The 26536-nt window shown below is 69.3% G+C and carries 27 protein-coding genes and 1 CRISPR repeat array; of the genes, 22 read left to right on the top strand and 5 right to left on the bottom strand.

Annotated elements, in window-relative coordinates; all coding sequences use genetic code 11:
• Positions 1-130, top strand: a 130-nt coding sequence (locus QJR12_RS17755) for a ribbon-helix-helix protein, CopG family (protein ID WP_366526310.1), incomplete at its 5' end; no start/stop codon positions are given.
• 273 nt (positions 131-403) lie between these two features.
• On the opposite strand, the gene QJR12_RS12855 is transcribed toward QJR12_RS17755, so the two are convergent.
• The gene (locus QJR12_RS12855; protein ID WP_300582827.1) at positions 404-1210 is read right to left on the bottom strand and encodes a transposase; all 807 of its coding nucleotides are present in this window, start codon (positions 1208-1210) and stop codon (positions 404-406) included.
• Positions 1105-1743, bottom strand: coding sequence for a transposase (locus tag QJR12_RS12850; protein WP_300582810.1), 639 nt, complete (start codon positions 1741-1743; stop codon positions 1105-1107). The genes QJR12_RS12855 and QJR12_RS12850 overlap by 106 nt, the downstream gene beginning before the upstream one ends.
• Positions 1744-1882: 139 nt before the next feature.
• Positions 1883-3084: direct repeats of the CRISPR family, unit length 36 nt; unit sequence GTCTCCCAGGCGAAACCGCCTGGGCTCCATTGCGGC.
• Between the two features lie 650 nt (positions 3085-3734).
• On the opposite strand from QJR12_RS12850, the gene aroC reads away from it, so the two are divergent.
• From aroC to aroQ, 4 genes are read left to right on the top strand one after another with little or no spacing between them, the layout of a single operon-like run.
• Positions 3735-4955 (top strand): chorismate synthase, encoded by a 1221-nt coding sequence (gene aroC / locus QJR12_RS12845; RefSeq protein WP_300582824.1) that lies wholly within the window; start codon positions 3735-3737, stop codon positions 4953-4955.
• A 7-nt stretch (positions 4956-4962) separates the two neighbouring features.
• Positions 4963-5583, top strand: a complete 621-nt coding sequence (locus QJR12_RS12840) for a shikimate kinase (RefSeq protein WP_300582808.1) — start codon at positions 4963-4965, stop codon at positions 5581-5583.
• Positions 5580-6662: a 3-dehydroquinate synthase gene (aroB, locus tag QJR12_RS12835; protein WP_300582806.1), complete on the top strand. Its 1083-nt coding sequence runs from the start codon at positions 5580-5582 to the stop codon at positions 6660-6662. Before QJR12_RS12840 ends, aroB begins: the two co-directional genes overlap by 4 nt.
• Positions 6662-7144, top strand: coding sequence for a type II 3-dehydroquinate dehydratase (aroQ, locus tag QJR12_RS12830; protein WP_300582803.1), 483 nt, complete (start codon positions 6662-6664; stop codon positions 7142-7144). The genes aroB and aroQ overlap by 1 nt, the downstream gene beginning before the upstream one ends.
• On the opposite strand, the gene QJR12_RS12825 is transcribed toward aroQ, so the two are convergent.
• Positions 7135-7836, bottom strand: a complete 702-nt coding sequence (locus QJR12_RS12825) for a B-4DMT family transporter (protein ID WP_300582801.1) — start codon at positions 7834-7836, stop codon at positions 7135-7137. The two genes, aroQ and QJR12_RS12825, sit on opposite strands and share 10 nt — an antisense overlap.
• Positions 7837-7869: 33 nt before the next feature.
• Here QJR12_RS12825 and QJR12_RS12820 point away from each other — a divergent pair, with 33 nt between their 5' ends.
• The 7 genes from QJR12_RS12820 to QJR12_RS12790 all read left to right on the top strand — a co-directional run bounded on the left by QJR12_RS12820 (position 7870) and on the right by QJR12_RS12790 (position 14109).
• A complete protein-coding gene (locus QJR12_RS12820; RefSeq protein WP_300582799.1) occupies positions 7870-8985 on the top strand; it encodes a Xaa-Pro peptidase family protein in 1116 nt (371 codons plus the stop codon).
• A 14-nt stretch (positions 8986-8999) separates the two neighbouring features.
• Positions 9000-9557 carry an elongation factor P gene (gene efp / locus QJR12_RS12815; RefSeq protein ID WP_300582796.1) on the top strand — a complete coding sequence of 186 codons (558 nt, stop codon included), beginning with the start codon at positions 9000-9002 and terminating at the stop codon, positions 9555-9557.
• Position 9558: 1 nt separating this feature from the next.
• Positions 9559-10053 carry a transcription antitermination factor NusB gene (gene nusB / locus QJR12_RS12810; RefSeq protein WP_300582794.1) on the top strand — a complete coding sequence of 165 codons (495 nt, stop codon included), beginning with the start codon at positions 9559-9561 and terminating at the stop codon, positions 10051-10053.
• A gap of 76 nt (positions 10054-10129) precedes the next feature.
• Positions 10130-10354, top strand: a complete 225-nt coding sequence (locus QJR12_RS12805) for an antitoxin (RefSeq protein ID WP_300582791.1) — start codon at positions 10130-10132, stop codon at positions 10352-10354.
• Entirely contained in the window at positions 10351-10770 is a 420-nt protein-coding gene (locus tag QJR12_RS12800) for a type II toxin-antitoxin system VapC family toxin (RefSeq protein ID WP_300582788.1), read from the top strand. The genes QJR12_RS12805 and QJR12_RS12800 overlap by 4 nt, the downstream gene beginning before the upstream one ends.
• A gap of 137 nt (positions 10771-10907) precedes the next feature.
• On the top strand, positions 10908-11174 hold the full coding sequence (locus QJR12_RS12795; RefSeq protein WP_300582785.1) for a hypothetical protein: 267 nt from the start codon (positions 10908-10910) through the stop codon (positions 11172-11174).
• Between the two features lie 151 nt (positions 11175-11325).
• On the top strand, positions 11326-14109 hold the full coding sequence (locus QJR12_RS12790) for an aminotransferase class I/II-fold pyridoxal phosphate-dependent enzyme (protein WP_366526309.1): 2784 nt from the start codon (positions 11326-11328) through the stop codon (positions 14107-14109).
• Between the two features lie 58 nt (positions 14110-14167).
• Here the strand turns inward: QJR12_RS12790 and QJR12_RS12785 are convergent, their stop codons facing one another.
• Entirely contained in the window at positions 14168-15163 is a 996-nt protein-coding gene (locus QJR12_RS12785) for an ERCC4 domain-containing protein (RefSeq protein WP_300582782.1), read from the bottom strand.
• Positions 15164-15194: 31 nt separating this feature from the next.
• On the bottom strand, positions 15195-15785 hold the full coding sequence (locus QJR12_RS12780) for a class I SAM-dependent methyltransferase (protein WP_300582821.1): 591 nt from the start codon (positions 15783-15785) through the stop codon (positions 15195-15197).
• 221 nt (positions 15786-16006) lie between these two features.
• On the opposite strand from QJR12_RS12780, the gene pyrR reads away from it, so the two are divergent.
• The 10 genes from pyrR (at position 16007) to rpoZ (ending at position 26464) form a co-directional block, all read left to right on the top strand.
• Positions 16007-16570: a bifunctional pyr operon transcriptional regulator/uracil phosphoribosyltransferase PyrR gene (gene pyrR / locus QJR12_RS12775; RefSeq protein WP_300582779.1), complete on the top strand. Its 564-nt coding sequence runs from the start codon at positions 16007-16009 to the stop codon at positions 16568-16570.
• Positions 16567-17535, top strand: a complete 969-nt coding sequence (locus QJR12_RS12770; RefSeq protein WP_300582777.1) for an aspartate carbamoyltransferase catalytic subunit — start codon at positions 16567-16569, stop codon at positions 17533-17535. The genes pyrR and QJR12_RS12770 overlap by 4 nt, the downstream gene beginning before the upstream one ends.
• On the top strand, positions 17532-18848 hold the full coding sequence (locus QJR12_RS12765) for a dihydroorotase (protein ID WP_300582774.1): 1317 nt from the start codon (positions 17532-17534) through the stop codon (positions 18846-18848). Before QJR12_RS12770 ends, QJR12_RS12765 begins: the two co-directional genes overlap by 4 nt.
• A complete protein-coding gene (locus QJR12_RS12760) occupies positions 18845-19345 on the top strand; it encodes a transporter (RefSeq protein WP_300582771.1) in 501 nt (166 codons plus the stop codon). Before QJR12_RS12765 ends, QJR12_RS12760 begins: the two co-directional genes overlap by 4 nt.
• The gene (gene carA, locus QJR12_RS12755) at positions 19345-20469 is read left to right on the top strand and encodes a glutamine-hydrolyzing carbamoyl-phosphate synthase small subunit (RefSeq protein WP_300582769.1); all 1125 of its coding nucleotides are present in this window, start codon (positions 19345-19347) and stop codon (positions 20467-20469) included. The genes QJR12_RS12760 and carA overlap by 1 nt, the downstream gene beginning before the upstream one ends.
• Positions 20469-23816: a carbamoyl-phosphate synthase large subunit gene (gene carB, locus QJR12_RS12750; protein WP_300582766.1), complete on the top strand. Its 3348-nt coding sequence runs from the start codon at positions 20469-20471 to the stop codon at positions 23814-23816. Before carA ends, carB begins: the two co-directional genes overlap by 1 nt.
• Positions 23817-23818: 2 nt before the next feature.
• Positions 23819-24676 (top strand): orotidine-5'-phosphate decarboxylase, encoded by an 858-nt coding sequence (gene pyrF, locus QJR12_RS12745; protein WP_300582763.1) that lies wholly within the window; start codon positions 23819-23821, stop codon positions 24674-24676.
• 378 nt (positions 24677-25054) lie between these two features.
• Positions 25055-25372, top strand: a complete 318-nt coding sequence (gene mihF / locus QJR12_RS12740) for an integration host factor, actinobacterial type (RefSeq protein ID WP_300582761.1) — start codon at positions 25055-25057, stop codon at positions 25370-25372.
• A gap of 72 nt (positions 25373-25444) precedes the next feature.
• Positions 25445-26059: a guanylate kinase gene (gene gmk / locus QJR12_RS12735; protein ID WP_300582758.1), complete on the top strand. Its 615-nt coding sequence runs from the start codon at positions 25445-25447 to the stop codon at positions 26057-26059.
• Between the two features lie 72 nt (positions 26060-26131).
• Positions 26132-26464, top strand: a complete 333-nt coding sequence (rpoZ, locus tag QJR12_RS12730; protein WP_300582755.1) for a DNA-directed RNA polymerase subunit omega — start codon at positions 26132-26134, stop codon at positions 26462-26464.
• The last annotated feature ends 72 nt before the right edge of the window (positions 26465-26536 follow it).

The raw sequence follows: 26536 nt of genomic DNA, 5'->3' as shown, positions 1-26536 counted from the left end.
TGTCCGGCTCCCCACTTCTCTGCGTGTCGAGATCGAACACCGGGTGAAGGCCGGGGAATCCCGCTCAGAGTCAGAACTGATCCGTCAGGCAGTCGTGGAATACCTCGAACGCCACCCAGGCTGTCGCTGACGCACGATGCCACGGAACGCGCCTCCAATGTCACCTAGCCCGGATTTTGCGGTAGGGCCTGGAGAGAGGTGATTAGGTGGGCATTGCCGCTCGGGTCGAGTGCGGTGGAGGTCGGTCAAGCTCGCGTGCTGCAATGTGGTTGAGCCGATTAACCCTCGACGGGTTGTGGGTGGGTCGATTCACGGCGTGCTGTATCAGCATCGCTGAGCGGAAACAGCGTTCAACTACCTCGGGGGTGTCGCCGAGGGGCCCCTGTGGGTGGTGTGGGTTTGTTTAGCCGGGGACTGCGACCCATCCGGGTAGTCGGGTGAACGCGGTGAGCAGGTCGATGGCCCAGGGCCAGTTGGCGCCCAGCCGCAGTGTGGTGCGCCGCGCCGAGCGCACCAGCACCCCGGCGGTGTGCAGCAGGGTGTAGCGCAGCCGTTTGGGCTCGGCACTGGCCAGCGCACCATCCAGGCAGAGCGTTTTGGTCCAGGCGAGCAAGTCGGCGGCGATGAGCACCACCATCAGCCACGCGTTGGTGATGGCGAAGTCATGGGAGGGCAGGTTGGCCAGCCCGGTGTCCTTCAGGTCGCGGATGGCGCATTCCATGCGGCCACGGCCACGGTAGAGCGCCTCCAGGTAGGCCAGGTCTGCATCGGGCAGGTCGGTGACAAACAGCTGGTAGCGGTAACCGTCGAGGTCGGTGAAGCGCAGTTGCGCGCCCGGGTGGGGTTGTTCGCGGCGCACCAGCATCCGGGTGCCGGGCGGCCAGCCCGACAACGAGACCAGGTCGGTGATCTCGGCCACCTCACCGGTGTCGCGAACCTCGCTGGCATCGGCGGAGATCGTTGACTGCCAGCGTGATCGCGGCAGGGCGAGGATCACCTCGGCACGGGCCGCGGGCATCGGGACCCCACCGATGAACCGCACACCCCGGCTGCGGCACGCCGCGGCCAGCTCGTGGCTGGTGCCCCCGGCGTCGGTGCGACAGATCACCTGCTGGTGCGCGGGGTCCACCGGCAGCTGCGCCAGCGCCGCCTCCAACACGCTGAGGTGGTCGCCGGCAGTACCCGAACCCGCATTGCCCGGCCGTAGCAGCCCGGCCAGCGCCTCCCCAGTGGCGTCTCTAGGACCGCCAACAGCGGATAAAACCCGAACCCGCGCTTATAGGTCGGCGCCGCATAGTGCTTGTCGGAATCGGCCTCGATGAGTACCCCGTCGATATCGATGACATACCAGCCCGGATCGGCCCCGGTTGCCCAGGCCGCGGCACGCGCGGCGGCGCGGGCGGTTTGGATGCGGGCCAGCGCGTCGGTGTCGACGGCCTCCAAGGTTCGCCATGCCGTGGCCACCGAAGCCACCTGACCGAACAGGTCGGGCTGATCAGCCAGCACCCGCAGGTCGCTGATCGCCGTCGCGCCGTCGCCGATCGCCACCGCCAGGTCGGTCAGCACCCGGCCCCGGTCATGGCCGCGGCGGCGCTTCTTCGTCGGTGCCATCGCCGCTGACAACCCCTCAGTCAGTCCCAGCCCGTCGGCCAGCTCGCACAACAATCGCGTGCCCGCGTGCGCCACGACACCCCGTCCGCCTGTAGTTACCACCAGACCCGGACGGCCAGCTGTAGTCTTCACCTCGGAAGTGCCCTTCTGCTGTTGGAACTGTTACGGTTAGCAACTACAGTTTCCCTTGCAACAGAAGGGCTTTCCGTTATCTACACGCCGTGTCACCCACAACTACTGCAAAATCCGGGCTAGCCCACCCCGGACCCAAGTCTCCCAGGCGAAACCGCCTGGGCTCCATTGCGGCGAACCACAATTTTTCTTCCGCACCTCCCCACCCTTGTCTCCCAGGCGAAACCGCCTGGGCTCCATTGCGGCGGGCCGCTCTACGACGGCCAGATCGCGTTGATCACGTCTCCCAGGCGAAACCGCCTGGGCTCCATTGCGGCGATGTCAGTGGCGGTGTCATCGGCGTTGGCGGCGAGGGTCTCCCAGGCGAAACCGCCCGGGCTCCATTGCTGCTGGTGATTGGTATGGGCATGGAGAAGACCCTCATCGTGTCTCCCAGGCGAAACCGCCTGGGCTCCATTGCGACAAGTCGACCTTCACTGTCTTCATTTCGACCTCTTCCCGTCTCCCAGGCGAAACCGCCTGGGCTCCATTGCGGCTGGAACGGCGGTTCGGCGCCCCGGGTTTCGCACAGGGGTCTCCCAGGCGAAACCGCCTGGGCTCCATTGCGGCCACTGTTCTGGCCAGCATCTCGCTCACAACGGCGCGGTCTCCCAGGCGAAACCGCCTGGGCTCCATTGCGGCACCAGCTACCGCGGCCAATGACATTTCCCACGATTGTGTCTCCCAGGCGAAACCGCCTGGGCTCCATTGCGGCAAGGAAACCGGTGGTTGTTGGGCGCCCACTGATGAGGGTCTCCCAGGCGAAACCGCCTGGGCTCCATTGCGGCTGGAACGACTGGTGGGTGTGCGACGCACCCATCGTTGAGGTCTCCCAGGCGAAACCGCCTGGGCTCCATTGCGGCCTGCCCGTGCACCACCTCCAGGGCAAAGGGGAGAGCCGTCTCCCAGGCGAAACCGCCTGGGCTCCATCGCGGCCCTGACGGTGTGAGGGTACGGATAAGGGGATCTAGGGTGTCTCCCAGGCGAAACCGCCTGGTCTCCATTGCGGCCCACGGAAGACAACAAGAATATTCCCACGGAAGACAAGTCTCCCAGGCGAAACCGCCTGGGCTCCATTGCGGCGCGCACAGGGATTTCACCACGAAGCATCGCTTGTAAGTCTCCCAGGCGAAACCGCCTGGGCTCCATTGCGGCTACGAAGCTGGAGCCCGCGTCGCGCAACTCCAACTTGTCTCCCAGGCGAAACCGCCTGGGCTCCATTGCGGCGAGGAAACCCCTCACGCTCGCTACATCGATGCCAGCGAGGTCTCCCAGGCGAAACCGCCTGGGCTCCGTTGTGGCAAAGGCAGCAGTGAGGGTAGACCTGTGTGGCCCTGGGTCGCAGCAATCCGGGCGTGCAGGCCGGCGGTCACCCCCGCCACCGCGCCGGTCACCCTGGCCGAGGCGCGCATCGGGGGCCAGGGTGCGGGCTCCTGCACCGAGGGCGGGTGGCGTGGACTTTGGCAGCCCGTATGTGCCAGCGACGTCAGCCCGCCAATTCCTCGGTGTTGACCCGAAGACTGAAGAATATCGGCCATGCGGGAGGTGTAACGGTTCTTACTGGCATGCCGGGAATGGTTCAGCCGCGTTGCTGCCTGACCTCTCACTCCGACGTTCAGGGTGGTCACAGAACAGTTAGGCAGCCCAGCGACCTTCCCTCTGCAGTGGTACTAACGACCGACATGTTCAAGTTCATGTTGAACCTGTAGGGGGGCGAGAAGGTTGGGTGTGCCGATCAGAATTCGGGCTATACCGTCGACATCCATTTTGTCGGCTGGTGGGTCATAGTCAGCGAGGCGAGGAGCCCGAGGCGATTCGCAGGGCGTGGCGGTCGTGCCGACAGCTCGAACCGAACGCGGTGTGGACCATCACGCTGCGGGCGGGTCGGCGGTTACCGCCCCCATGCGCCGGCCGCCAACCTGGACGCGGGAAGACGTGGGAAGATGGGACACGTGTTGCGCTGGATCACCGCCGGTGAATCCCACGGCCGCGCGCTGGTGGCCGTGCTGGAGGGCATGGTCGCCGGGGTGGCCGTGACCAGTGACGACATCGCAACCCAGCTGGCCCGGCGCCGGCTGGGCTACGGCCGCGGTGCCCGGATGACATTCGAGCGCGACCAGGTCACGCTGCTGGCCGGGGTGCGCCACGGCCGCACCCTGGGCGGGCCGATCGCCATCGAAATCGCCAACACCGAATGGCCGAAGTGGGAAACCGTGATGGCCGCCGACCCCGTCGACCCCGACGCCCTGGCCGGCCTGGCCCGTAACGCGCCGCTGACCCGCCCGCGGCCGGGCCACGCCGACTACGCGGGCATGCTCAAGTACGGGTTCGAGGACGCCCGCCCGGTGCTGGAACGGGCCAGCGCCCGCGAGACCGCGGCCCGGGTCGCCGCCGGGACCGTCGCGCGGCTGTTTTTGCGGCAGGCGCTGGGAGTCGAGGTGCTCTCCCACGTGATCTCCATCGGCGCGTCGGTCCCCTACGACGGCCCGCCGCCGCAGCCCGGGGATCTCCCCGCCATCGACGCCAGCCCGGTGCGCGCCTTCGACAAAACCGCCGAGCAGTCCATGATCGCCGAGATCGAAGCCGCCAAGAAGGACGGCGACACCCTCGGCGGGGTGGTCGAGGCCGTCGCGCACGGCGTCCCGGTCGGCCTGGGATCGTTCACCAGCGGCGAGAACCGCCTCGACGGCCAGCTGGCCGCCGCGGTCATGGGCATCCAGGCGATCAAGGGGGTGGAGATCGGCGACGGTTTCGCGACCGCGCGCCGCCGCGGCAGCCACGCGCACGACGAGATGTACCCCGGCCCCGGCGGCGTCGCGCGCTCCACCAACCGGGCCGGCGGCCTGGAGGGCGGCATGACCAACGGCCAGCCGGTGCGGGTGCGGGCGGCCATGAAACCGATCTCCACGGTGCCGCGGGCGCTGGCGACCGTGGACCTGGCGACCGGCGACGAGGCCGTTGCCATCAACCAGCGCTCCGACGTGTGCGCGGTGCCCGCCGCCGCTGTGGTGGTCGAAACCATGGTGGCGCTGGTATTGGCCCGCGCGGTGCTGGAGAAGTTCGGCGGCGATTCGCTGGCCGAAACCCGCCGCAACGCCGAGGCGTACCTGCGCTCGCTGGCCGGGCGCGAACCGGCGGCCGGCGAGGTCCGCGCCCGGGCTGTCCGGGGATAGCGGACCCGTGGCACCCAAGGTGGTACTGGTGGGCCTGCCCGGCTCGGGCAAGTCCACGATCGGGCGGCGGCTGGCCCGGGAGCTCGGGGTGAGCTTGCTGGACACCGACACCGCGGTCGAACAGCGGACCGGCCGGCGCATCGCCGACATCTTCGCCGCCGACGGGGAAGAGGAGTTCCGCCGCATCGAGGAGGAGGTGGTGCGGGCCGCGCTGGCCGGGCATGACGGCGTGCTGGCGCTCGGCGGCGGCGCGGTCACCAGCCCCGGGGTGCGGGCCGCGCTGGCCGGCCACACCGTGGTGCTGCTCGAGATCAGCGCCGAGGAAGGGGTGCGCCGCACCGGCGGCAACGCGGCGCGGCCGCTGCTGGCGGGGCCGGATCGGGCCGAGAGGTTCCGCGCCCTGATGCAGCAGCGCGCCCCGCTGTACCGGCAAGTCGCGACATTGCGGGTGGACGCCAATCACCGCAACCCCGGTGCGGTGGTGCGCCATATCGTGGCGCGGCTGCAACAGGACCGGACGCCGCCGCGGCGCCGTCGGCGATCCGGCCGGTCGCACGCCGCACAGCCGGCGTCGGCGCCCACCCCGGCCGCTCCGGGTGCCGCCCGCCGCGCCGAGGCCGGCACATGAGCGACACCGAGCGGGTCAGCGTGCAGGTGGCCGTCGACCCGCCCTACCCGGTGGTGATCGGCACCGGATTGCTCGACGAGCTGGTCCGCCTGCTCAGCGACCGGCATCGGGTCGCGATCCTGCATCAACCGGTGCTGGCGCAGACCGCGGAGATGATCCGAAGCCAGTTGGCCGACAAGGGCGTTGACGCGCACCGTATCGAAATCCCCGACGCCGAGGCCGGCAAGGATTTGGCGGTGGTCGGGTTTGTCTGGGATCTGCTGGGCCGCATCGGGGTTGGCCGCAAAGACGCCCTGGTCAGCCTCGGTGGCGGTGCCGCCACCGACGTCGCGGGCTTCGCGGCGGCGACCTGGCTGCGCGGCGTGGCGATCGTGCACGTGCCCACCACGCTGTTGGCCATGGTCGACGCCGCCGTCGGCGGCAAGACCGGCATCAACACCGCGGCCGGGAAGAACCTGGTCGGGGCGTTTCACCAGCCGCTGGCCGTGCTGGCCGATCTGGCGATGCTGGATACGTTGCCGCGCGAGGAAATCGTGTCCGGGATGGCTGAGGTGGTGAAGGCGGGCTTCATCGCCGATCCGGTGATCCTGGACCTCATCGAGGCCGACCCGCAGGCCGCGCTGGACCCGGCCGGCGGCGTGCTGGCGGAGCTGATCCGGCGCGCGGTCATTGTCAAGGCCGGGGTCGTCGGCGCCGACGAGAAGGAGTCTCAACTGCGCGAAATCCTCAACTACGGGCACACTTTGGGCCACGCGATCGAACGCCGGGAGCACTACCGGTGGCGTCACGGCGCCGCGGTGTCGGTGGGCTTGGTGTTCGCCGCCGAACTGGCTCGGCTGGCCGGGCGGCTCGACGACGCCACCGCCGACCGGCACCGCAGCATCCTGGCTTCGGTGGGCCTGCCGGTCGGCTATGACGCCGGCGCGCTCCCGCAACTGCTGGACTACATGGCCGCCGACAAGAAGACCCGGTCGGGAGTGCTGCGGTTCGTGGTCCTCGACGGGCTGGCCAGGCCGGGCAGGCTCGAGGGGCCGGACCCGTCACTGCTGGCGGCCGCTTACACGCGGGTCGCATCCTGATGGGCGCCAACGAGGAGGGCGGCACCCTCGCGGGGACCGGGGAGCACGTCAAAACCGTGAACGTTATCAACGGGCCGAACCTGGGTCGCCTCGGCCGCCGCGAACCCGAGGTCTACGGCCAGGCCACCCACGACGACCTGGTCGCGCTGATCGATCGCGAGGCCGCCGAACTCGGCTTGAAAGTGGTTGTGCGGCAAAGCGACAGCGAAGCACAGCTGCTGGAGTGGATCCATCGGGCGGCCGATGCGGGCGATCCGGTGATTCTCAACGCCGGGGGCCTGACCCACACGTCGGTGGCGCTGCGCGACGCCTGCGCCGAGCTGCGCGCCCCCTTAATTGAGGTGCACATCTCCAATGTGTATGCCCGCGAAGAGTTTCGGCACCACTCCTATATCAGCCCGGTGGCGACCGGGGTGATCGCCGGGCTGGGGGTGCCGGGCTACCTGCTCGCCCTGCGCTACCTGGCCGGCGGCTACCGCTGATCGTCCTCCGGCGGCGGGGCCGGTGCCGTCGGCTCCTCGCCGGCCTGCGCCGGTGTCACCTGCGTGGGCTCCTCGAGGTAGGCCGGGGGAACCTGCGGAACGGTGTCCGCACGCTCCTCACGCTCGACGGTGGTCACCGCCGTCGGGCGTTCACCGGGTTCTGCCGCGCCGGCCTCGCCGGTCGGGGTCTGCTCGGCGCGCACCGCGGCGAACACATCGGTGTCGGTGCGGTCCTGGCCGGCCGCCAGGCCATGGCCCACCGGCATCCTCTCCCGCCGGCGGTCGACCTCCCAGCGACCGCCGGCGACACCGGCCATTGCCGGCAAGAACACCAGCAGCGCGGTGAACGCGGCGAACGTCGTCAACTCGTTGATCAGCCCCCCGACGTAAAGCCCCTTGTAGGCCAGGGCGATCAGCCATGTCACCGCGCCGTCGAGGACCCCGGCCACCAGGCCGGCCAGCAGCCAGGACATCGCCAGATCCGCGCGGTTATCCGGATTCGGGTTCGCCCGGGCGTCGGCACGGCCGTCGATCACCCCCCACCCGGCGGGCCCGATCACGAAGAGGATCAGCAGCACCACGCTGATCCAGGTGGCGTGCGTCGGCAACGCGTTGATCAGGGCGCCCTGAATCAAGCGGAGAACGACCATCCCAGCGGCGAACACCAGGCCACGCAGCATCCAGTTAGTCATGGAGCAACAGCGTAGCGAGTAGCGTCGTCGGTTGTGACACATTCCCAGCGCCGAGACAACCTCAGGACGCGGATCGTCGCCGCGGGGCTAGACGCGATGCTGGTCACCGACCTGGTCAACGTGCGGTACCTGTCGGGTTTCACCGGGTCGGCCGGCGCGCTGCTGGTTTACGCCGACGAGCGGACCGCGGTGCTGGCCACCGATGGGCGTTATCGCACCCAGGCCGCGCGCCAGGCGCCCGACCTCAAGGTGGCCATCGAACGGGCCGGTGCACGCTATCTGGCCGGTCTGGCGGCCGCCGACGGGGTGCGGCGGCTGGGGTTCGAAAGCCACGTGATCACCGTGGACGGATTCGAGGCGCTGTCGGCGGAGGCGGGCAAATCCGGGCGGCCCCTGGAGTTGGTCCGGGCCCCGGGGACGGTCGAGGCGCTGCGTGAGGTCAAAGACGCCGGCGAAGTGGCGTTATTGCGGCTGGCGTGCGAGGCGGCGGACGCCGCGCTGACCGACCTGCTGGCGCACGGGGGACTGCGGCCCGGGCGAACCGAACGTGAGGTCGCCCGGGAACTGGAGGCCCTGATGTTCGACCACGGCGCCGACGGGGTGTCATTCGAGACGATCGTGGCCACCGGGGCGAACTCGGCGATCCCGCATCACCGGCCCACCAAGGCCGAGTTGGCGGTGGGCGATTTCGTCAAGATCGACTTCGGCGCCCTGGTGGGTGGATACCACTCCGATATGACCCGTACCTTCGTGCTGGAGCGAGCGGCCGACTGGCAACGGGAGATCTATCAGCTGGTCGCCACCGCACAGCGGGCCGGGCGGGAGGCGCTGCGGGCCGGGGCCAAGCTGTGCGATGTCGATGCGGCAGCGCGCCAGGTGATTGCCGACGCCGGTTATGGCGACCAGTTCGGTCACGGCCTCGGGCACGGGGTGGGATTGCAGATCCACGAAGCACCCAGCATCAACGCGACCGCAACCGGTACACTGCAGGCGGGCTCCGTAGTGACCGTGGAGCCCGGTGTCTATTTGCCCGACCGCGGCGGTGTCCGCATCGAGGACACCCTGGTCGTGGCCGGGCGGACGTCGGCCACCTCCGGGCACGCGCCGGAATTACTGACCCGGTTCCCCCGGGAACTGACCATCGTGTAGGAGATTCATCGACCGTGGCGACCACTGCCGACTTCAAGAACGGGCTGGTGCTGGTGATCGACGGCCAGCTGTGGACAATCGTCGAGTTCCAGCACGTCAAACCGGGCAAGGGCCCGGCGTTTGTGCGCACCAAACTGAAAAACGTGCTGTCCGGGAAGGTCGTGGACAAGACATTCAACGCCGGGGTCAAGGTGGAAACCGCCACCGTGGACCGGCGGGACACCACCTACCTCTACCGCGACGGCTCGGACTTCGTGTTCATGGACGCCCAGGACTATGAGCAGCACGCGCTGCCGGAGTCCCTGGTCGGCGATGCCGCCCGGTTCCTGCTGGAGGGCATGCCGGTGCAGGTGGCCTTCCATAACGGCACGCCGCTGTACCTCGAGCTGCCGACGAGCGTGGAGCTGCAGGTGACACACACCGAGCCGGGTTTGCAAGGCGACCGCTCCAGCGCCGGCACCAAGCCCGCCACCTTGCAGACCGGGGCGCAGATCAACGTGCCGCTGTTCATCAACACCGGCGACAAGGTCAAGGTGGATACCCGCGACGGCAGCTACCTCGGCCGCGCGTGAGATGTCTGGCCGCAAGCCGGTCAAGGGCCGCCACCAGGCCCGCAAACGGGCCATCGACCTGCTGTTCGAGGCCGAGGCCCGCGGCGTGACCCCGGCCGAGGCGGCCGACGCGCGGGCCGCGCTGGCGAAGGCCACCCCGGAGGTGCCGCCGCTGCATCCCTACACGGCCGCGGTGGCCCGGGGGGTCACCGAGCACGCCGCCCACATCGATGACCTGATCGTCACGCATCTGCAGGGCTGGACGCTGGAACGGCTCCCCGCGGTGGATCGGGCGATCTTGCGGGTGGCGGTGTGGGAGCTGCTGTACGCCGACGACGTTCCCGAGCCGGTCGCCGTCGACGAGGCGGTGCGATTGGCCAAGGAGCTGTCCACGGAGGAATCGCCCGGCTTTGTCAACGGGGTGTTGGGCCAGGTGATGCTGGTGACACCGCAGATTCGGGCGGCCTCCCGGGCGGTCCGGGAGGCGGTGCACCACAAAGACGGCACCCGCTCGTGAACCGACCGGCACCGCGGCGATCGCCGAGGCGCCTGAGCCGTCGGCCACTTTGCGCATGAAAATCTAGGCTGATGCTATGCGCACTACTTTGCAAATTGATGACGATATCTTGCGAGAAGCGAAAGCCATCGCTCGCTCCGAGGGCCGGTCGGTTGGCGCGGTGATCTCCGAGCTGGCACGACGATCGCTACGGCCCGTTGGGATCGTCACGGTCGACGGGCTGCCGGTGTTTGACGTCCCGCCGGACGCACCGACCGTGACCAATGAGGATGTGGCCCGGGGCCTTGAGGAAGACCCGTGACGGCGCTGCTTGACGTCAATGTGCTAATCGCGTTGAGCTGGCCCAGCCACGTTCATCACCCGACGGCCCGGCGGTGGTTCACCCGGTTCTCGTCGCATGGCTGGGCCACCACGCCGATCACCGAGGTGGGGTTCGTCCGTATTTCCAGCAATCGCAGGGTAATGCGCGCGTCTACCACCCCAGCGCTCGCGATCGCGCAGCTAGAAGCGTTGCGAGCTCTTCCGGGCCATGCGTTCTGGCCCGACGACGTCCCGTTGGTGGTGGGTCCGGGCGGCGATCGCGACACCGTGTCGACTCACCGTCTCGTCACCGACCACCACCTCATCGCGTTGGCTGTGCGCTATGGTGGCCAGTTGGTCACATTCGATGCGGCGGTGGCCGATTTTGCGCCCGGCGGGGTGGTGCAGGTGCTTTAGCGGGGAGCAATGCAGCCGGCCGGTGAGCGTGTTCAACGAGCCGATGGGACCCGGCCGAATAGCGGCGCCGCCGTCCGGGTCGGCCTACAGTGGGGCCTACAGTGGGGTAGCGAACGTTATTACCCCGGGGGTTCACCATGAATCTGAAGAGGGCCACGGCGATCGCGGCGGCAGGCGCGGCGCTGGTATCCGCGGGTTGGGGAGTCGAAGCGGCCCAGGCACGGGCGAATCCGTTGCCGTGCCAGCCGGGGCCGCACGAGCCCGGGCCGGGGCCGGACATCCCCGGGCCCGGCGAGCCCGGTCGGGGCGAGGTCCTGGCCCCCGGCCGGATCTCGCCGCTGCCTCCCGGCCAGGTGGCCCAGCTGCCGTTCGTCCCCCCGCCCGGCCACTGGGACAAGCCGTGACGCCGGCCTAGCCGGGCTGAGCCGGTTTACCCGTCGGGCCGGGGTGGGCGCGGCGGTCGGCGGGCTTGGCTGCCCACATTCGGCCATCCCGGGCGGGATCCACCTCGGTGAAACGGCCGCGCACCGGTGACCGGTGGGACACACTGATGACATGTCCCGAGACGACCGGCGTCTCAGACGTCTTCGCGTCTCCGCGTTGGCGGCGGTCGCGAACCCGTCGTACTCGCGAACCGACACCTGGAATCTGCTCGACGACGCATGCCGTCAGCTCGCCGAGGTCAAGCGGGCCGGCCTGGACGACACCCATGACGCGGCCCGGGTGAAGCGGCTGCTCGATCGTCTGGGTGCCTACGAGCGCTACTGGCTGTATCCCGGCGCGGCGAATCTGTCGGCGTTTCGCGGGTATCTCGCCGACGGTGCGGTGGTGCGCCTCGCCGACGAGGTGTCGCTGGCCGTGCGCCTGCTGTCCGAGTACGGCGACCGCGCGGCGCTGTTCGACACGTCCGCGCCGCTGGCCGATCAGGAGCTGGTGGCCAAGGCTAAACACCAGCAGTTTTACACCGTGCTGCTCGCCGATGACACCCCGCCCGGGGCCCCCGACAGCCTGGTCGAAAGCCTGCGCGAGCTTCGTCGCCCCTCCGACGAGGTGCAGGTCGAGTTCCTCGTCGTGTCCAGTGTCGAAGACGCCATCACCGCGGTCGCGCTGAACGGCGAGATCGCCGCCGCAATCATCCGCCACGACCTGCCGCTGCGGTCCCGCGACCGGGTTCCGTTGATGACCGCGCTGCTGGGCCCTAACCACGACGCGACCACCGCCGACCGCGCCCATGACTGGGTGGAATGCGGGGAATGGATCCGAGAGCTGCGTCCGCACATCGACCTGTACCTGCTCACCGACGAGTCGATCGCCGCGGAGACCGAGGAGCAGCCGGACGTCTACCACCGCACCTTCTACCGCCTCAACGACGTCACCGATCTGTACTGCACCGTGCTGGCCGGCATCCGCAACCGTTTCGCCACACCGTTTTTCGATGCCCTGCGGGCGTACGCGGCGGCGCCGATCGGCCAATTCCACGCTCTTCCCGTCGCTCGCGGTGCGAGCATCTTCAACTCCAAGTCGCTGCTGGACATGGGCGAGTTCTACGGTCGCAACATCTTCATGGCCGAGACGTCGTCCACCTCCGGCGGGCTGGATTCGCTGCTGGATCCCCACGGCTCCATCAGGGAGGCAATGGACAAGGCCGCCAAGACCTGGGGTGCCAATGAAACATACTTCGTCACCAACGGAACCTCGACCGCCAACAAGATCGTCGTGCAGGCTTTGACCCGGCCCGGCGACATCGTGCTCATCGACCGCAATTGCCACAAGTCGCATCACTACGGCCTGGTGCTGGCCGGGGCCTACCCGCTGTATTTAGACGCCTACCCGTTGCGGCCGTACGCGATCTATGGGGCGGTGTCCCTCTACACCATCAAAAAGGCGCTGCTGGACCTGGAGGCGGCCGGACAACTGGACCGGGTGCGCATGCTGCTGCTCACCAACTGCACCTTCGACGGGATCGTCTACCACCCCCGGCGGGTCATGGAAGAGGTGCTGGCGATCAAACCGGACATCTGTTTCCTGTGGGACGAGGCGTGGTATGCGTTCGCCACCGCGGTGCCCTGGGCCCGGCAGCGCACCGCGATGGTGGCCGCCGGGCAACTCGAATCGATGCTGTCATCACCGCGGTACGCCGAGGAGTACCGCGGCTGGTGCGCCGCGATGCAGGGGGTGGATCGCGGCACATGGTGTGAGCACCGGTTGCTTCCCGACCCGGCTCGGGCCCGGGTGCGGGTGTATGCGACGCATTCCACCCACAAGTCGCTGTCGGCGCTTCGGCAGTCGTCGATGATCCATGTGCGCGACCAGGACTTCACAGCCCTCAACCGGGACGCGTTTCATGAGGCGTTTTTGACCCACACCTCGACCTCGCCGAACCAGCAGCTGCTCGCGTCGTTAGACCTGGCGCGCCGCCAAGTCGACATCGAGGGGTTTCGGATGGTCCGGAACGTCTACAACATGGCGCTGGTCTTTCGCCATCGGGTCCGCAAAGACCGGCTGATCAGCACCTGGCTGCGCATCCTTGACGAGTCCGACTTGGTGCCCGATGAGTTCCGGTCCGCTGCGGTAAGCTCGTACCGCCAGGTCAGGCACGGTGCTTTGGCGGAGTGGAACGAAGCCTGGCGCTCCGATCAGTTCGTGCTCGACCCGACGCGGGTCACCCTGTTCGTCGGCAAAACCGGGATGACCGGATACGAGTTCCGCGAGCAGATCTTGATGGACCGATTCGGCATCCAGATCAACAAGACCTCGATCAACAGCGTGCTGTTGATCTTCACCATCGGCGTGACCTGGTCGAGTGTGCACTACCTGCTCGACGTGCTGCGGCGGGTGGCCGCCGACCTCGAGCGCGCCCGCAGCGTCGCCGGCAGGGCCGATCGCGCCCGGCAGCAACGCCGGGTCGCCGAGATCACCGAGGATCTGCCGGCGCTGCCCGATTTCAGTGAGTTCGACGAGGCGTTCCGGCCCGACGGCGCCCACGCGTTCGGTGACATGCGGTCGGCCTTCTATGCCGGCTACGACGAGACCGGGCGTGAGCACGTGCTGCTTGGCGAGGCCGGGCGCCGCCTGGCGGACGGAAAAACCTTGGTGTCCACCACATTCGTCGTCCCCTACCCGCCGGGCTTTCCGGTACTGGTGCCCGGTCAGGTGATCTCCAAGGAGATCCTCTACTTTTTGGCCGAGCTCGACGTGAAGGAAATCCACGGCTACCACCCCGATCTGGGGTTGTCGGTGTTCACCGAGGCCGCGCTGAAACGGATGACCGCGGCCCGGCACGCGACTGGCGCGGCCGGCGCGAATGGGCATGCCCGGGTGTCGGCCATCGCCGGGTAGCCGCGCCGCGCTCGCCGACGAGGCCGACGGGGTGCGGCCCGGGTGCAACCCGGTCAGCTCACCGGTGATGTGCGTCGTGCCAGGCCTGAAGGATGTCGCGGGAAATCCGGCCGCGGGCCGGCACCGGCAACCCCACGCCGCGGGCCCACGCGCGGATCTCGCTTACGCTCGCCTCGGCGGCACCGGAGGGCGGCTCCACCGAGGGCGGCTCCACCGGGGGCGGCGCCACCGAGGGCGACTCGAAAACCGTTGCGGCATCGTCGTTGTCGGTGAGCCAGTCGTGTGCGGCGGCCAGGTAGCGGTAGGTGTACTCCTGGGCGAGTTTGCGGGTTTGGCAGAACACGATGGGCACGGTGGGAAAGGCGATCTGCACTTCGGCGAGCCCGTCGGCGACCACGGCCGGGCGGGCGACGGCCAGCGTGAAGATTTCGGAGAACCGGTCTTCCACCACGACAGCCGCACGCGGCACGGCGGCAAGGTCGGTCAGCTGGTATTTCAGTTTGCCGCTCAGCAGGCTGGACACCAAGTCCGATAACGATTTTCGTTCAACGACTGCGATGAGTCGCCCGTCGGCCATCAGCCCGTAATCCCCGCACGGCAACGCTTGACGGGTGGTCACCACGGGTTTGCCGGCGAAACTGTAGCCGTAGCGTTCCCGGGCGTCGACGACGACCGGAAGCTCGGCGATGCCGGCGGCGCGGGCCGTCGGTGTGCGCACACCGGGCCGGGATTGCTTGCTGGTGCGCGGGCTCTGCCAGAAGACGACGTCACGCCCGCGGGCGGTGGTGTACACCAGCTGTGAGCGGTTTTCCCGGAACCTGTTGGCCACGATGTCCACGGCGGCCCCGCGGCGCCGGCAGGCGCGCAGCTCGACGTGCTCGACGAGCTCGGGTTCGGCGGGCCAGGCGTCGGCGGGCAGCGGATGGCAATACAGGGCCTTGGCGCGGGGCCAGGTTCCCGACGTCGCGAACACCAGGCCCGCACCCACGGGCACCCGGATCAGGTAGGCCAGCCGTGATCCGCTATCGGGATTGGCGGCGACGAGCAGCTCCATAGCTGTGCAGGGTATGGGAAACGGGGGCGGGTCAGGTCCCGGACCGGGCCACCGGGCGCCGTTGGGCCCGGACTAGCCAGAACGCCATCTCGACCGCACCGCCGTCCTGTTCGCGGCGCACCGTCGCGGGTTGCAGGGAGACGATATCCCAGCCCGCTTCCCCGAGAACGGCACGCAGCGTTCGCTCGCTCACCACTGGGCGCGGCCACTGGTCGTCCGGTGGGTTGGCGTCGCAAAAACAGCTCATCAGCAGGGTCGCGCCGTCGCGGGTGGCGCGGTGCACCGCGGCGGCGTAGCGGCGTTTCCCGTCGTCGTCAAGGGTGTGAAACATGCCGCTATCGACGACGGTGTCGAATGCTGCGGTGTAGCCGTCCAGTTTGGTCGCGTCGGCCACCGCGAACCTGACGCTCACCCCGGCATCCCTGGCCCGGCGTTCGGCGGTGACCAGCGCGGTCGGGGAGATGTCGAGCCCGGTGACGTTGAAACCGCGCTGCGCCAGGTAGATGGCGTTGTCGCCAAACCCGCAGCCGATGTCGAGTACGTCACCGTGGACCAGGCCCTGCTCCTGCCAGCCGACGACGCTCTCCTTGGGCGCCTTGGTGTCCCACGGGGGCGTCGGCATCGCCGGAATGCCCTCGCCGGGGCTTTCGCCGCGGTAGAGGGCCTCGAAATCGATGCGGGGAAAGCCGCCGGACTCAGAACGTGTCACGCTCGCCAGCCTAACCTGGCCCGCTGCCTCAGCTGGCCGCTGCGCGTCCCGCGTCGTCGCCGGGGCGGTGCTAGGCTGCCTGGCAGCTGACGTCCTTTAACGATCCGTCCGGCGAGGCGGAGAAGGAGTCCTTCATGGGTGCCGCGGGCCATGCCGCCGCCGGCCGGGAGCTGATGTCCGCGGCCGACGTGAGCCGCACCATCGCCCGCATGGCGCACCAGATCATCGAGAAGACCGCCCTGGATGCGCCCGACGCCCCACGGGTGGTGCTGTTGGGCATCCCGACCCGCGGCGTGACGCTGGCCCGGCGGCTGGCAGCCCACATCGGCGAGTTCTGCGGCGTCGAGGTGGCCCATGGGGCGCTGGACATCACGCTGTACCGCGACGACCTGATGATCAAGCCGCCGCGCCCGCTGGAAACCACCTCGATCCCGCCCGGCGGCATCGACGATGCGCTGGTGATCCTCGTCGACGACGTGCTCTACTCCGGGCGGTCGGTGCGTTCCGCGCTGGACGCGCTGCGCGACCTGGGCCGGCCGCGGGCCGTGCAACTGGCGGTGCTGGTCGACCGCGGCCACCGCGAACTGCCGCTGCGCGCCGATTACGTGGGCAAGAACGTGCCCACCTCGCGCAGCGAGAGCGTGCACGTGCTGCTGCGCGAACACGACGGGCGGGACGGGGTGGTGATTTCCCGGTGACCCCCAGGCATCTGCTGGCGGCCGGCGACCTGACCCGCGACGACGCCACCGCCATCCTCGACGACGCCGACCGGTTCGCGCAGGCGCTGGTCGGCCGCGAGGTGCGCAAGCTGCCGACGCTGCGCGGGCGCACCGTGGTCACGATGTTCTACGAGAACTCCACCCGCACCCGGGTGTCCTTCGAGGTGGCCGGCAAGTGGATGAGCGCCGACGTGATCAACCTCAGCGTGGCCGGATCCTCGGTGGGCAAGGGCGAGTCGCTGCGCGACACCGCGCTGACGCTGCGTGCGGCCGGCGCCGACGCGCTGATCATCCGCCACCCGGCGTCCGGCGCCGCGCAGCTGCTGGCCGAGTGGACCGCCACCGCCGACGGGGGCCCGTGTGTGATCAATGCCGGCGACGGCACCCACGAGCACCCCACCCAGGCGCTGCTGGACGCGCTGACCATCCGCCAGCGCCTCGGCGGCATCGAGGGCCGCCGGGTGGTGATCGTCGGTGACATCCTGCACAGCCGGGTGGCCCGCTCCGACGTCATGCTGCTGGACACCCTGGGCGCCGAGGTGGTGCTGGTGGCCCCGCCGACGCTGCTGCCGGTCGGGGTGGCCGACTGGCCGGTCACCGTCTCCCACGACCTGGACGCCGAGCTGCCCGCCGCCGACGCGGTGCTGATGCTGCGGGTGCAGGCCGAGCGCATGCACGGCGGGTTCTTCCCGTCGGTGCGGGAGTACTCGGTGCTCTACGGGTTGTCTGATCGGCGCCAGGCGCTGCTTCCCGGGCATGCCGTGGTGCTGCATCCCGGCCCGATGCTGCGCGGCATGGAGATCGCGTCCTCGGTGGCCGACTCGTCGCAATCGGCTGTGCTGCAACAGGTTTCCAACGGCGTACAGGTGCGGATGGCGGTGCTGTTCCATCTGCTGGTCGGCACCGGGTCGGCCGGAAAAGCCGGAAAAGAGGGCGCGGCGTGAGCGTGCTGCTCCGCGGGGTGCGTTTGTACGGGGAAGGCGAGCGCGTCGACGTGCTGGTCGACGACGGCCAGATCGCACGCATCGGCGCGCGGCTCCCGGAGTCCGGAGGCCTGCGACAAGGCCTGGGACAAGGCCTGGACGTCATCGAGGCCACCGGCCAGGTGCTGCTGCCCGGGCTGGTCGACCTGCACACCCACCTGCGCGAGCCCGGCCGCGAATACGCCGAGGACATCGAGACCGGCTCGGCGGCCGCGGCTCTCGGCGGATACACGGCGGTGTTTGCGATGCCCAACACCACCCCGGTGGCCGACAGCCCGGTGGTCACCGACTACGTCTGGCACCGCGGCCAGCAGGTCGGGCTGGTTGACGTGCACCCGGTCGGGGCGGTCACCGTGGGGCTGGCCGGAGCCGAGCTCACCGAGATGGGCATGATGGCCGCCGGGGCGGCGCAGGTGCGGATGTTCTCCGACGACGGCAACTGTGTGGCCGATCCGCTGGTGATGCGCCGCGCCCTGGAATACGCCACCGGCCTGGGCGTGCTGATCGCCCAGCACGCCGAGGAGCCCAGACTGACCGTCGGCGCGGTCGCGCACGAGGGGCCCCACGCCGCCCGGCTGGGGCTGGCGGGCTGGCCGCGGGCGGCCGAGGAGGCGATCGTCGCCCGCGACGCTCTGCTGGCCCGCGACGCCGGCGCCCGGGTGCACATCTGTCACGCCTCCACCGCCGGCACCGTCGAAATCCTCAAATGGGCTAAAGCGCAAGGCATTGCGATCACAGCAGAGGTGACGCCGCATCACCTGCTGCTCGACGACCGGCGACTGGCGACCTATGACGGGGTGAACCGGGTCAACCCGCCGCTGCGGGAGGCGGCCGACGCCGCCGCGTTGCGGCAAGCGCTGGTTGAGGGTGTTATCGACTGTGTGGCCACCGATCACGCCCCGCACGCCGAGCACGAAAAGCGGGTCGAATTTTCCGCGGCGCTTCCCGGGATGCTGGGCCTGCAGACCGCGCTGTCGGTGGTGGCGGCGACGATGGTGGTGCCCGGCTTGCTGAGCTGGCGTGACGTCGCACGGGTGATGAGCGAGAATCCCGCGCGCATCGCCGGGCTGCCCGATCACGGCCGCCCGTTGGAGGTCGGTGAGCCGGCCAACCTCACCGTGGTCGATCCCGACGCCACCTGGACGGTCACCGGGGCCGGTCTGGCCAGCCGCTCGGCCAACACCCCCTACGAGTCGATGACGCTGCCGGCGACCGTGACCGCGACCCTGCTGCGCGGCAAGATCACCGCCCGCGACGGGAAGTGCCCGGCATGAGCTCCGCCGTCCTGGTCGGGTCGCTGGTGTTCGCCGCGGCGCTGGTGGTGGTGATCGCCGTGGTGATCCGGCTGATGATGCGCGGCTGGCGGGATCGGTCGCAGCGCCAGGCCGCGCTGGTCGGCACGCTGCCCGCCGTGCCCGACACGGTCGGTGAGCCGATCGTCGCGCCCACTCGCGGGGTGTATGTGGGGTGCACGCTGGCGCCCGACGGGCATGACCGGGTCGCCGTCGGCGATCTGGGTTACCGCACCAAGGCGGTGCTGACCCGCTACCCCGAGGGCATCATGGTGCAGCGCAGCGGCGGGCGCCCGATCTGGATTCCCCAGGAGTCGATCACGGCCATTCGCACCGAACGCGCCCTGACCGGAAAGGTCGGTGCCCGCAACGGCATCCTGGCGATCAGGTGGCGGTTGCCGTCGGGCGTCGAGATCGACACCGGGTTTCGCGGCGATGACACCGGCGACTACGCCCGCTGGCTGCCGGAGGCCGGCTGATGAGCGAGCGCGCCCTGCTGGTGCTCGAGGATGGCCGCATCTTCGCCGGGAGGTCGTTCGGCGCGGTGGGCCAGACGCTCGGCGAGGCGGTGTTTTGCACCGCCATGTCCGGCTATCAGGAGACCCTGACCGATCCCAGCTATCACCGCCAGATCGTGGTGGCCACCGCCCCGCAGATCGGCAACACCGGCTGGAACGGCGAGGATTCCGAGAGCCGCGGCGAGCGGATCTGGGTGGCGGGCTACGTGGTGCGCGACCCCTCGCCGCGGGCCTCGAGCTGGCGGGCGGCCGGCACGCTGGAAGAAGAGCTGGTGCGCCAGCGGATCGTGGGGGCGGCCGGCGTCGACACCCGCACCGTGGTGCGGCACCTGCGTAACCGCGGTTCGATGCGGGCAGGGGTGTTTTCCGGCGCGGCGCTCGCCGAGCCGGCCGAGCTGATCGCGCGGGTGCGGGCCCAGCCGCCGATGCTCGGCGCCGACCTTGCCGGCCAGGTCAGCACCGCGGCCGGCTACGTCGTCGAACCCCAAGGCCCGCCCCGGTTTACCGTGGCCGCGGTGGACCTCGGGATCAAGGCCAACACCCCCCGCAACTTCGCCCGTCGTGGTATCCGCAGCCACGTGCTGCCGTCGTCGGCGACGTTCGAGCAGATCAGCGAACTCGGCCCCGACGGGGTGTTTTTGTCCAACGGTCCCGGTGACCCGGCCACCGCCGATCACCTGGTGGCGCTGACCCGCGCGGTGCTGGACGCCGGAATCCCGTTGTTCGGCATCTGTTTCGGTAACCAAATCCTGGGGCGGGCGCTGGGCTTGTCGACGTACAAGATGGTGTTCGGCCACCGCGGGATCAACATCCCGGTCATCGACCACGCCACCGGGCGGGTCGCCATCACCGCGCAAAACCACGGCTTCGCGCTGGAGGGGGAGGCGGGTCAGCGTTTCGACACCCCGTTCGGACCGGCCGTCGTCAGCCACACCTGCGCCAACGACGGGGTCGTCGAGGGTGTCAAACTCGTGAGTGGTAAAGCGTTTTCGGTGCAATACCACCCGGAGGCGGCGGCCGGCCCGCACGACGCGGAGTATCTGTTCGACCAGTTCGCCGACCTGATGGCAGCGCAGGGGCGATAATGCCGCGTCGCACCGACCTGCGCCACGTCCTGGTGATCGGCTCCGGGCCGATCGTCATCGGGCAAGCCTGCGAATTCGACTACTCCGGCACCCAGGCCTGCCGGGTGCTGAAAGCGGAAGGGCTGCAGGTGAGCCTGGTCAACTCCAACCCGGCGACCATCATGACCGACCCGGAGTTCGCCGACAACACCTACATCGAACCCATCACCCCGGCGTTCGTCGAGCGGGTCATCGCGCAACAAGCCGAGCGAGGCAACAACATCGATGCGCTGCTGGCAACCCTGGGCGGGCAGACCGCGCTCAACACCGCGGTGGCGCTCTACGAAAACGGGGTGCTGGAGCGCTACGGAGTCGAGCTCATCGGAGCGGACTTCGAGGCCATCCAGCGCGGCGAGGACCGCCAGCGGTTCAAAGACATCGTCGCCAAGGTGGGCGGTGAATCGGCGCGCAGCCGTGTCTGTTTCACCCTGGAGGAGGTCCGCGAAACCGTTGCCGACCTGGGTTTGCCGGTGGTGGTGCGGCCCTCGTTCACCATGGGCGGCCTGGGGTCGGGGATGGCACACAGCGCCGCCGAGGTGGAGCGGATGGCCGGGGCCGGGCTGGCGGCGTCGCCGACCGCCAACGTGCTGATCGAGGAGTCGATTTACGGCTGGAAGGAATTCGAGCTCGAATTGATGCGCGACGCGCACGACAACGTGGTCGTGGTGTGCTCGATCGAGAACGTCGACCCGATGGGCGTGCACACCGGTGACTCGATCACGGTGGCGCCGGCGATGACCCTGACCGACCGGGAATACCAGCGGATGCGTGATTTGGCCATCGCCATCTTGCGCGAGGTCGGCGTGGATACCGGTGGGTGCAACATCCAGTTCGCGGTCAACCCGCGTGACGGCCGGTTGATCGTCGTGGAAATGAACCCGCGGGTGTCGCGCTCCAGCGCGCTGGCGTCCAAGGCCACCGGCTTTCCGATCGCCAAGATCGCCGCCAAGCTGGCCATCGGCTACACCCTCGACGAGATCCTCAACGACATCACCGGGCAAACCCCGGCCTGTTTCGAGCCGACCCTGGACTACGTCGTGGTCAAGGCGCCGCGGTTCGCTTTCGAGAAATTCCCGGGGGCCGACCCCACGCTGACCACCACGATGAAATCGGTGGGCGAGGCAATGTCTTTGGGCCGCAACTTTATCGAGGCGCTCGGCAAGGTGATGCGGTCCCTGGAGACCGCCCGCTGCGGGTTCTGGACGGCGCCCGATCCCCAGGCTGGCCTGCAGGAGATCCTGGGCAGGATCGGCACTGCGACCGAAAATCGGCTCTATGACATCGAATACGCGCTGCGGCTGGGCGCATCGGTGGAACAGGTCGCGGCCGTGTCCGGAATCGATCCGTGGTTCGTCGCGCAGATCGCCGAACTGGTTTCGCTGCGGGCCGAAGTGGTGGCCGCCCCGGTGCTCGACGGTGATCTGCTGCTGCGGTGCAAGCACAGTGGGCTCTCGGATCGCCAGATCGCCGCGCTGCGACCGGAGCTGGCCGGTGAAGCCGGGGTGCGCTCGCTGCGGCAGCGGCTGGGAATCCACCCGGTGTACAAGACGGTGGACACCTGCGCGGCCGAATTCGAGGCCACAACTCCCTACCACTACAGCAGCTATGAGCTGGATCCCGCCGCCGAATCCGAGGTGGCCCCGCAGACCGACAAGCCCAAGGTGCTGATCCTGGGGTCCGGGCCCAACCGCATCGGGCAGGGCATCGAATTCGACTACAGCTGTGTGCACGCCGCAATGACGTTGAGCCAGGCCGGTTTTGAAACCGTGATGATCAACTGCAACCCGGAGACCGTCTCCACCGACTACGACACCGCCGATCGGCTGTATTTCGAGCCGCTGACCTTCGAGGACGTGCTGGAGGTGTTTCACGCCGAGTGCCGGTCGGCGGTGGGGGGTCCGGGTGTGGCCGGGGTCATCGTGCAACTGGGCGGGCAGACCCCGCTTGGGCTGGCCCAGCGGCTCGCCGACGCCGGAGTGCCGATCGTGGGCACCCCGCCGAAGGCCATCGACCTGGCCGAGGACCGCGGCGCGTTCGGCGATGTGCTCGCCGCAGCCGGGTTGCCGGCCCCGCGCCACGGCACCGCGACCACGTTTGCGCAGGCCCGCCGGGTCGCCGCCGAGATCGGCTATCCGGTGCTGGTGCGCCCGTCGTATGTGCTGGGCGGCCGGGGTATGGAGATCGTCTACGACGACCAGACGCTGCAGGGCTATATCACCCGCGCCACCGAACTCTCCCCCGAACACCCGGTGCTGGTCGACCGCTTCCTCGAGGACGCGATCGAGATCGATGTGGATGCGCTGTGCGACGGCACCGAGGTCTATATCGGCGGGATCATGGAGCACATCGAGGAGGCCGGGATCCATTCCGGCGATTCGGCGTGCGCGTTGCCACCGGTGACGTTGGGCCGCGGCGACATCGACAAGGTGCGCCGCGCGACCGAGGCCATTGCGCACGGCATCGGCGTGGTGGGGCTGCTCAATGTCCAGTTCGCGTTGAAAGACGACGTGCTCTACGTGCTGGAAGCCAATCCGCGTGCCAGCCGCACGGTGCCGTTCGTCTCCAAAGCCACGGCGGTCCCGCTGGCCAAAGCATGCGCACGGATCATGCTGGGGGCCAGCATCTCCCAGCTCCGCAACGAGGGCATGCTGGCGGCATCCGGGGACGGTGCCAGCGCCGCGCCCGACGCCCCGATCGCCGTCAAGGAAGCCGTGTTGCCGTTTCACCGGTTCCGCGCCGCCGACGGGTCCGGTGTTGACTCGTTGCTGGGCCCGGAGATGAAATCGACCGGTGAAGTCATGGGAATCGACCGTGACTTCGGCAGCGCCTTCGCCAAAAGCCAAACCGCCGCGTACGGGTCGTTACCGCTGCGGGGCACCGTGTTCGTATCGGTGGCCAACCGGGACAAACGGTCCCTGGTTTTTCCGGTCAAGCGGCTGGCCGACCTGGGATTTCGCGTTCTGGCGACCGAGGGAACCGCGGAAATGCTGCGGCGCAACGGAATTCCTTGCGACGAGGTGCGCAAGCATTTCGAGCCGTGGCAGCCGGGCCGGCCCGCGGTCTCGGCCGTCGACGCCATCAAGGCGGGCGAGGTCGACATGGTGATCAACACCCCCTACGGCAACTCCGGTCCGCGTATCGACGGCTATGAGATCCGCTCGGCCGCGGTGGCGATGAACATTCCCTGCGTGACGACGGTGCAGGGCGCCTCGGCCGCGGTGCAGGGCATCGAGGCCGGCATCCGCGGCGACATCGGGGTGCGCTCGCTGCAGGAGCTGCACCGCGCACTGAGCGCCGGCGGTCCGTAGCGGTGCCCGGGTTCGGAGCCCGGCTGGCCGACGCGATGACACGCCGGGGGCCGCTGTGTCTGGGCATCGACCCGCACCCGCAATTGCTGCGGGCGTGGCGGCTGCCGGCCACCCCCGCCGGTCTGGCGGCGTTTTGCGACATCTGCGTGCAGGCCTACTCCGGTTTTGCGGTCGTCAAGCCGCAGGTGGCGTTCTTCGAGGCTTACGGTGCCGCGGGCTACGCGGTGCTGGAGCGCACCATCGCCGCGCTGCGCGACGCCGGCGTGCTGGTGCTGGCCGATGCCAAACGCGGCGACATCGGCTCGACGATGGCGGCCTACGCGGCCGCCTGGGCGGGTGACTCGCCGCTGGCCGCCGACGCCGTCACCGCGTCGCCGTATCTGGGGTTCGGCTCGCTACGGCCGCTGTTGCAGACCGCTGCGGCCCACGGGCGCGGGGTGTTCGTGCTGGCGGCCACGTCTAATCCGGAGGCGGCGGGGGTGCAGCGCGCCGCTGTCGACGGCCGCACGGTGGCGCAGTGGATCGTCGACCAGGCGGCCGCCGTCAACCGGGAGGCCGGGCCCGAGCCGGGCTACGTCGGGGTGGTCGTCGGCGCGACCCTGGCCCGCGACCCCGGCGGGGTGCCGGACGTCAGCGCCCTGGGCGGACCGGTGCTGGTGCCCGGGATCGGGGCGCAGGGCGGGCGGGTGGAAGCGCTCGCCGGCCTGGGCGGGGCGGCACCCGGCCAGCTGCTGCCCGCGGTGGCGCGCGCGGTGTTGCGGGCCGGACCCGACGTGACGCGGCTGCGGGCGGCGGCCGAGCGGCTGCGGGACGCCGTCACATCCTCGCTGCTGAGCACCGACGCCGGACCGCAGGACTGACGTCGGGCGGCGCGGGGGGTGGCGGGCGACACGCCCGACACGCCGTGAGGCGCGTCACCGGCGGCGGTCGGGTTCGCGGTGTGCCCGGGTGCCATCGGTGCGGGTGCACCGCCGGTGATCGCGACGCCGGCAGTGCCGCTGAAAAACGTTGGCAGGCAGCATGATCGGTGTTTATTCCAGCAGGACGGCACCGCTGGGGCGGCGGCGGGCCGGTTGGCTGCCGGCAACCAAAACGACGCGTTGACGGGCCCGGCACGCTGGGCCTTTGCGGCTGCCAGCCAGGGGGCGGGTTAGATTTCGTCGGATACCGTGGGTACGGTCGTCTGCGCGGCTGGAGTACCGGCTGAGACAAACCCAGATCGAGGAGACGGAGGAATCGTGGCCCTTCCCCAGTTGACCGACGAACAGCGCACGGCCGCGTTGGAGAAGGCTGCCGCCGCCCGTCGAGCGCGAGCCGAGCTCAAGGATCGACTCAAGCGTGGCGGCACCAGCCTGAAACAAGTGCTCAAGGACGCCGAGACCGACGAGGTCTTGGGCAAGATGAAGGTGTCGGCGCTGCTTGAGGCGTTGCCGAAGGTGGGCAAGGTCAAAGCGCAGGAAATCATGACCGAGCTTGAGATCGCGCCGACCCGGCGGCTGCGCGGGCTCGGCGATCGTCAGCGTAAGGCATTGCTGGAAAAGTTCGGCTCCGCCTAACCCGCCGACGATGCGCCCGTGGAGCGGGGCTCGCGGCGCCTTCGAGGTCGGGCGGCAGGATCAGGAGCGGCGGTGGGCGACGACCGGGAACCGGACGGTGAGCGTTGTCGGGGCGGCACCGGGCGCGTGGTGGTGCTGTCCGGCCCCTCCGCGGTCGGAAAGTCGACACTGGTGCGGTGTCTGCGAGAGCGCATCCCCGACCTGCGCTTTAGCGTGTCGGTCACGACCCGGGCGCCCAGGCCGGGGGAGGTCGACGGCGTCGACTACCACTTTGTGACCCCGGCCCGCTTTCAAGAGCTGATCGAGCAGGGAGCCCTGCTGGAGTGGGCGGAGATCCACGGTGGGTTGCACCGCTCGGGCACGTTGGCCCAGCCGGTCCGGGAGGCCGCCGCGTCGGGATGCCCGGTGCTCATCGAGGTCGACCTGGCCGGCGCGCGCGCCATCAAAAAGGCGATGCCCGAGGCCCTCACCGTGTTTCTGGCACCGCCGAGTTGGGAGGATCTGGAGGCCAGGCTGGTCGGCCGCGGGACCGAAACCCCGGAGGCGATCCGCCGCCGGTTGGCCACCGCGCGCGCCGAGTTGGCGGCTCAGCGGGACTTCGATCGTGTGATCGTGAACAACCGATTGGAGACCGCCTGCAGCGAATTGGTATCGTTGCTGGTGGGAACCGCGCCGAACACCGCCTGATGCGGTTCGTCAAGGTTCTGCTGTGACCTTATCGCCATCCCGCCGCCCCACGCCATCAGGAGATTCGTCTACGTGAGCACTTCGCAATCCGACGCGCGACTGGCCGCCGTTCCCGCCGGGGAGCATCCCGACCCGGCCACGGGCGCTGCGGTTGCCTACGATGTCCCGCTGGGCCTCACCAACCCGCCGATCGACGAGTTGCTCGAGCGGGTGTCGAGCAAATATGCCCTGGTGATCTTCGCGGCGAAGCGGGCCCGCCAGATCAACGACTACTACAACCAGCTCGGGGAGGGCATCCTCGAATACGTCGGCCCGCTGGTCGAGCCGGGCTTGCATGAAAAGCCGCTCTCCATCGCGTTGCGGGAAATTCACGCCGGCCTGCTCGAGCACACCGAAGGCGAATAGCACGGTCGGGGCGGGCCTGCGATGACGCTCGGCGACAAGCGGCGCGACATCAGTCCGATGGTGAACGGGCCG

The sequence above is a fragment of the Mycobacterium sp. genome, assembly GCF_029961025.1.
Lineage (GTDB): Bacteria > Actinomycetota > Actinomycetes > Mycobacteriales > Mycobacteriaceae > Mycobacterium.
Note: the sequence above shows the minus strand (reverse complement) of the source record. Positions and strands in the feature narration are given on the sequence as shown.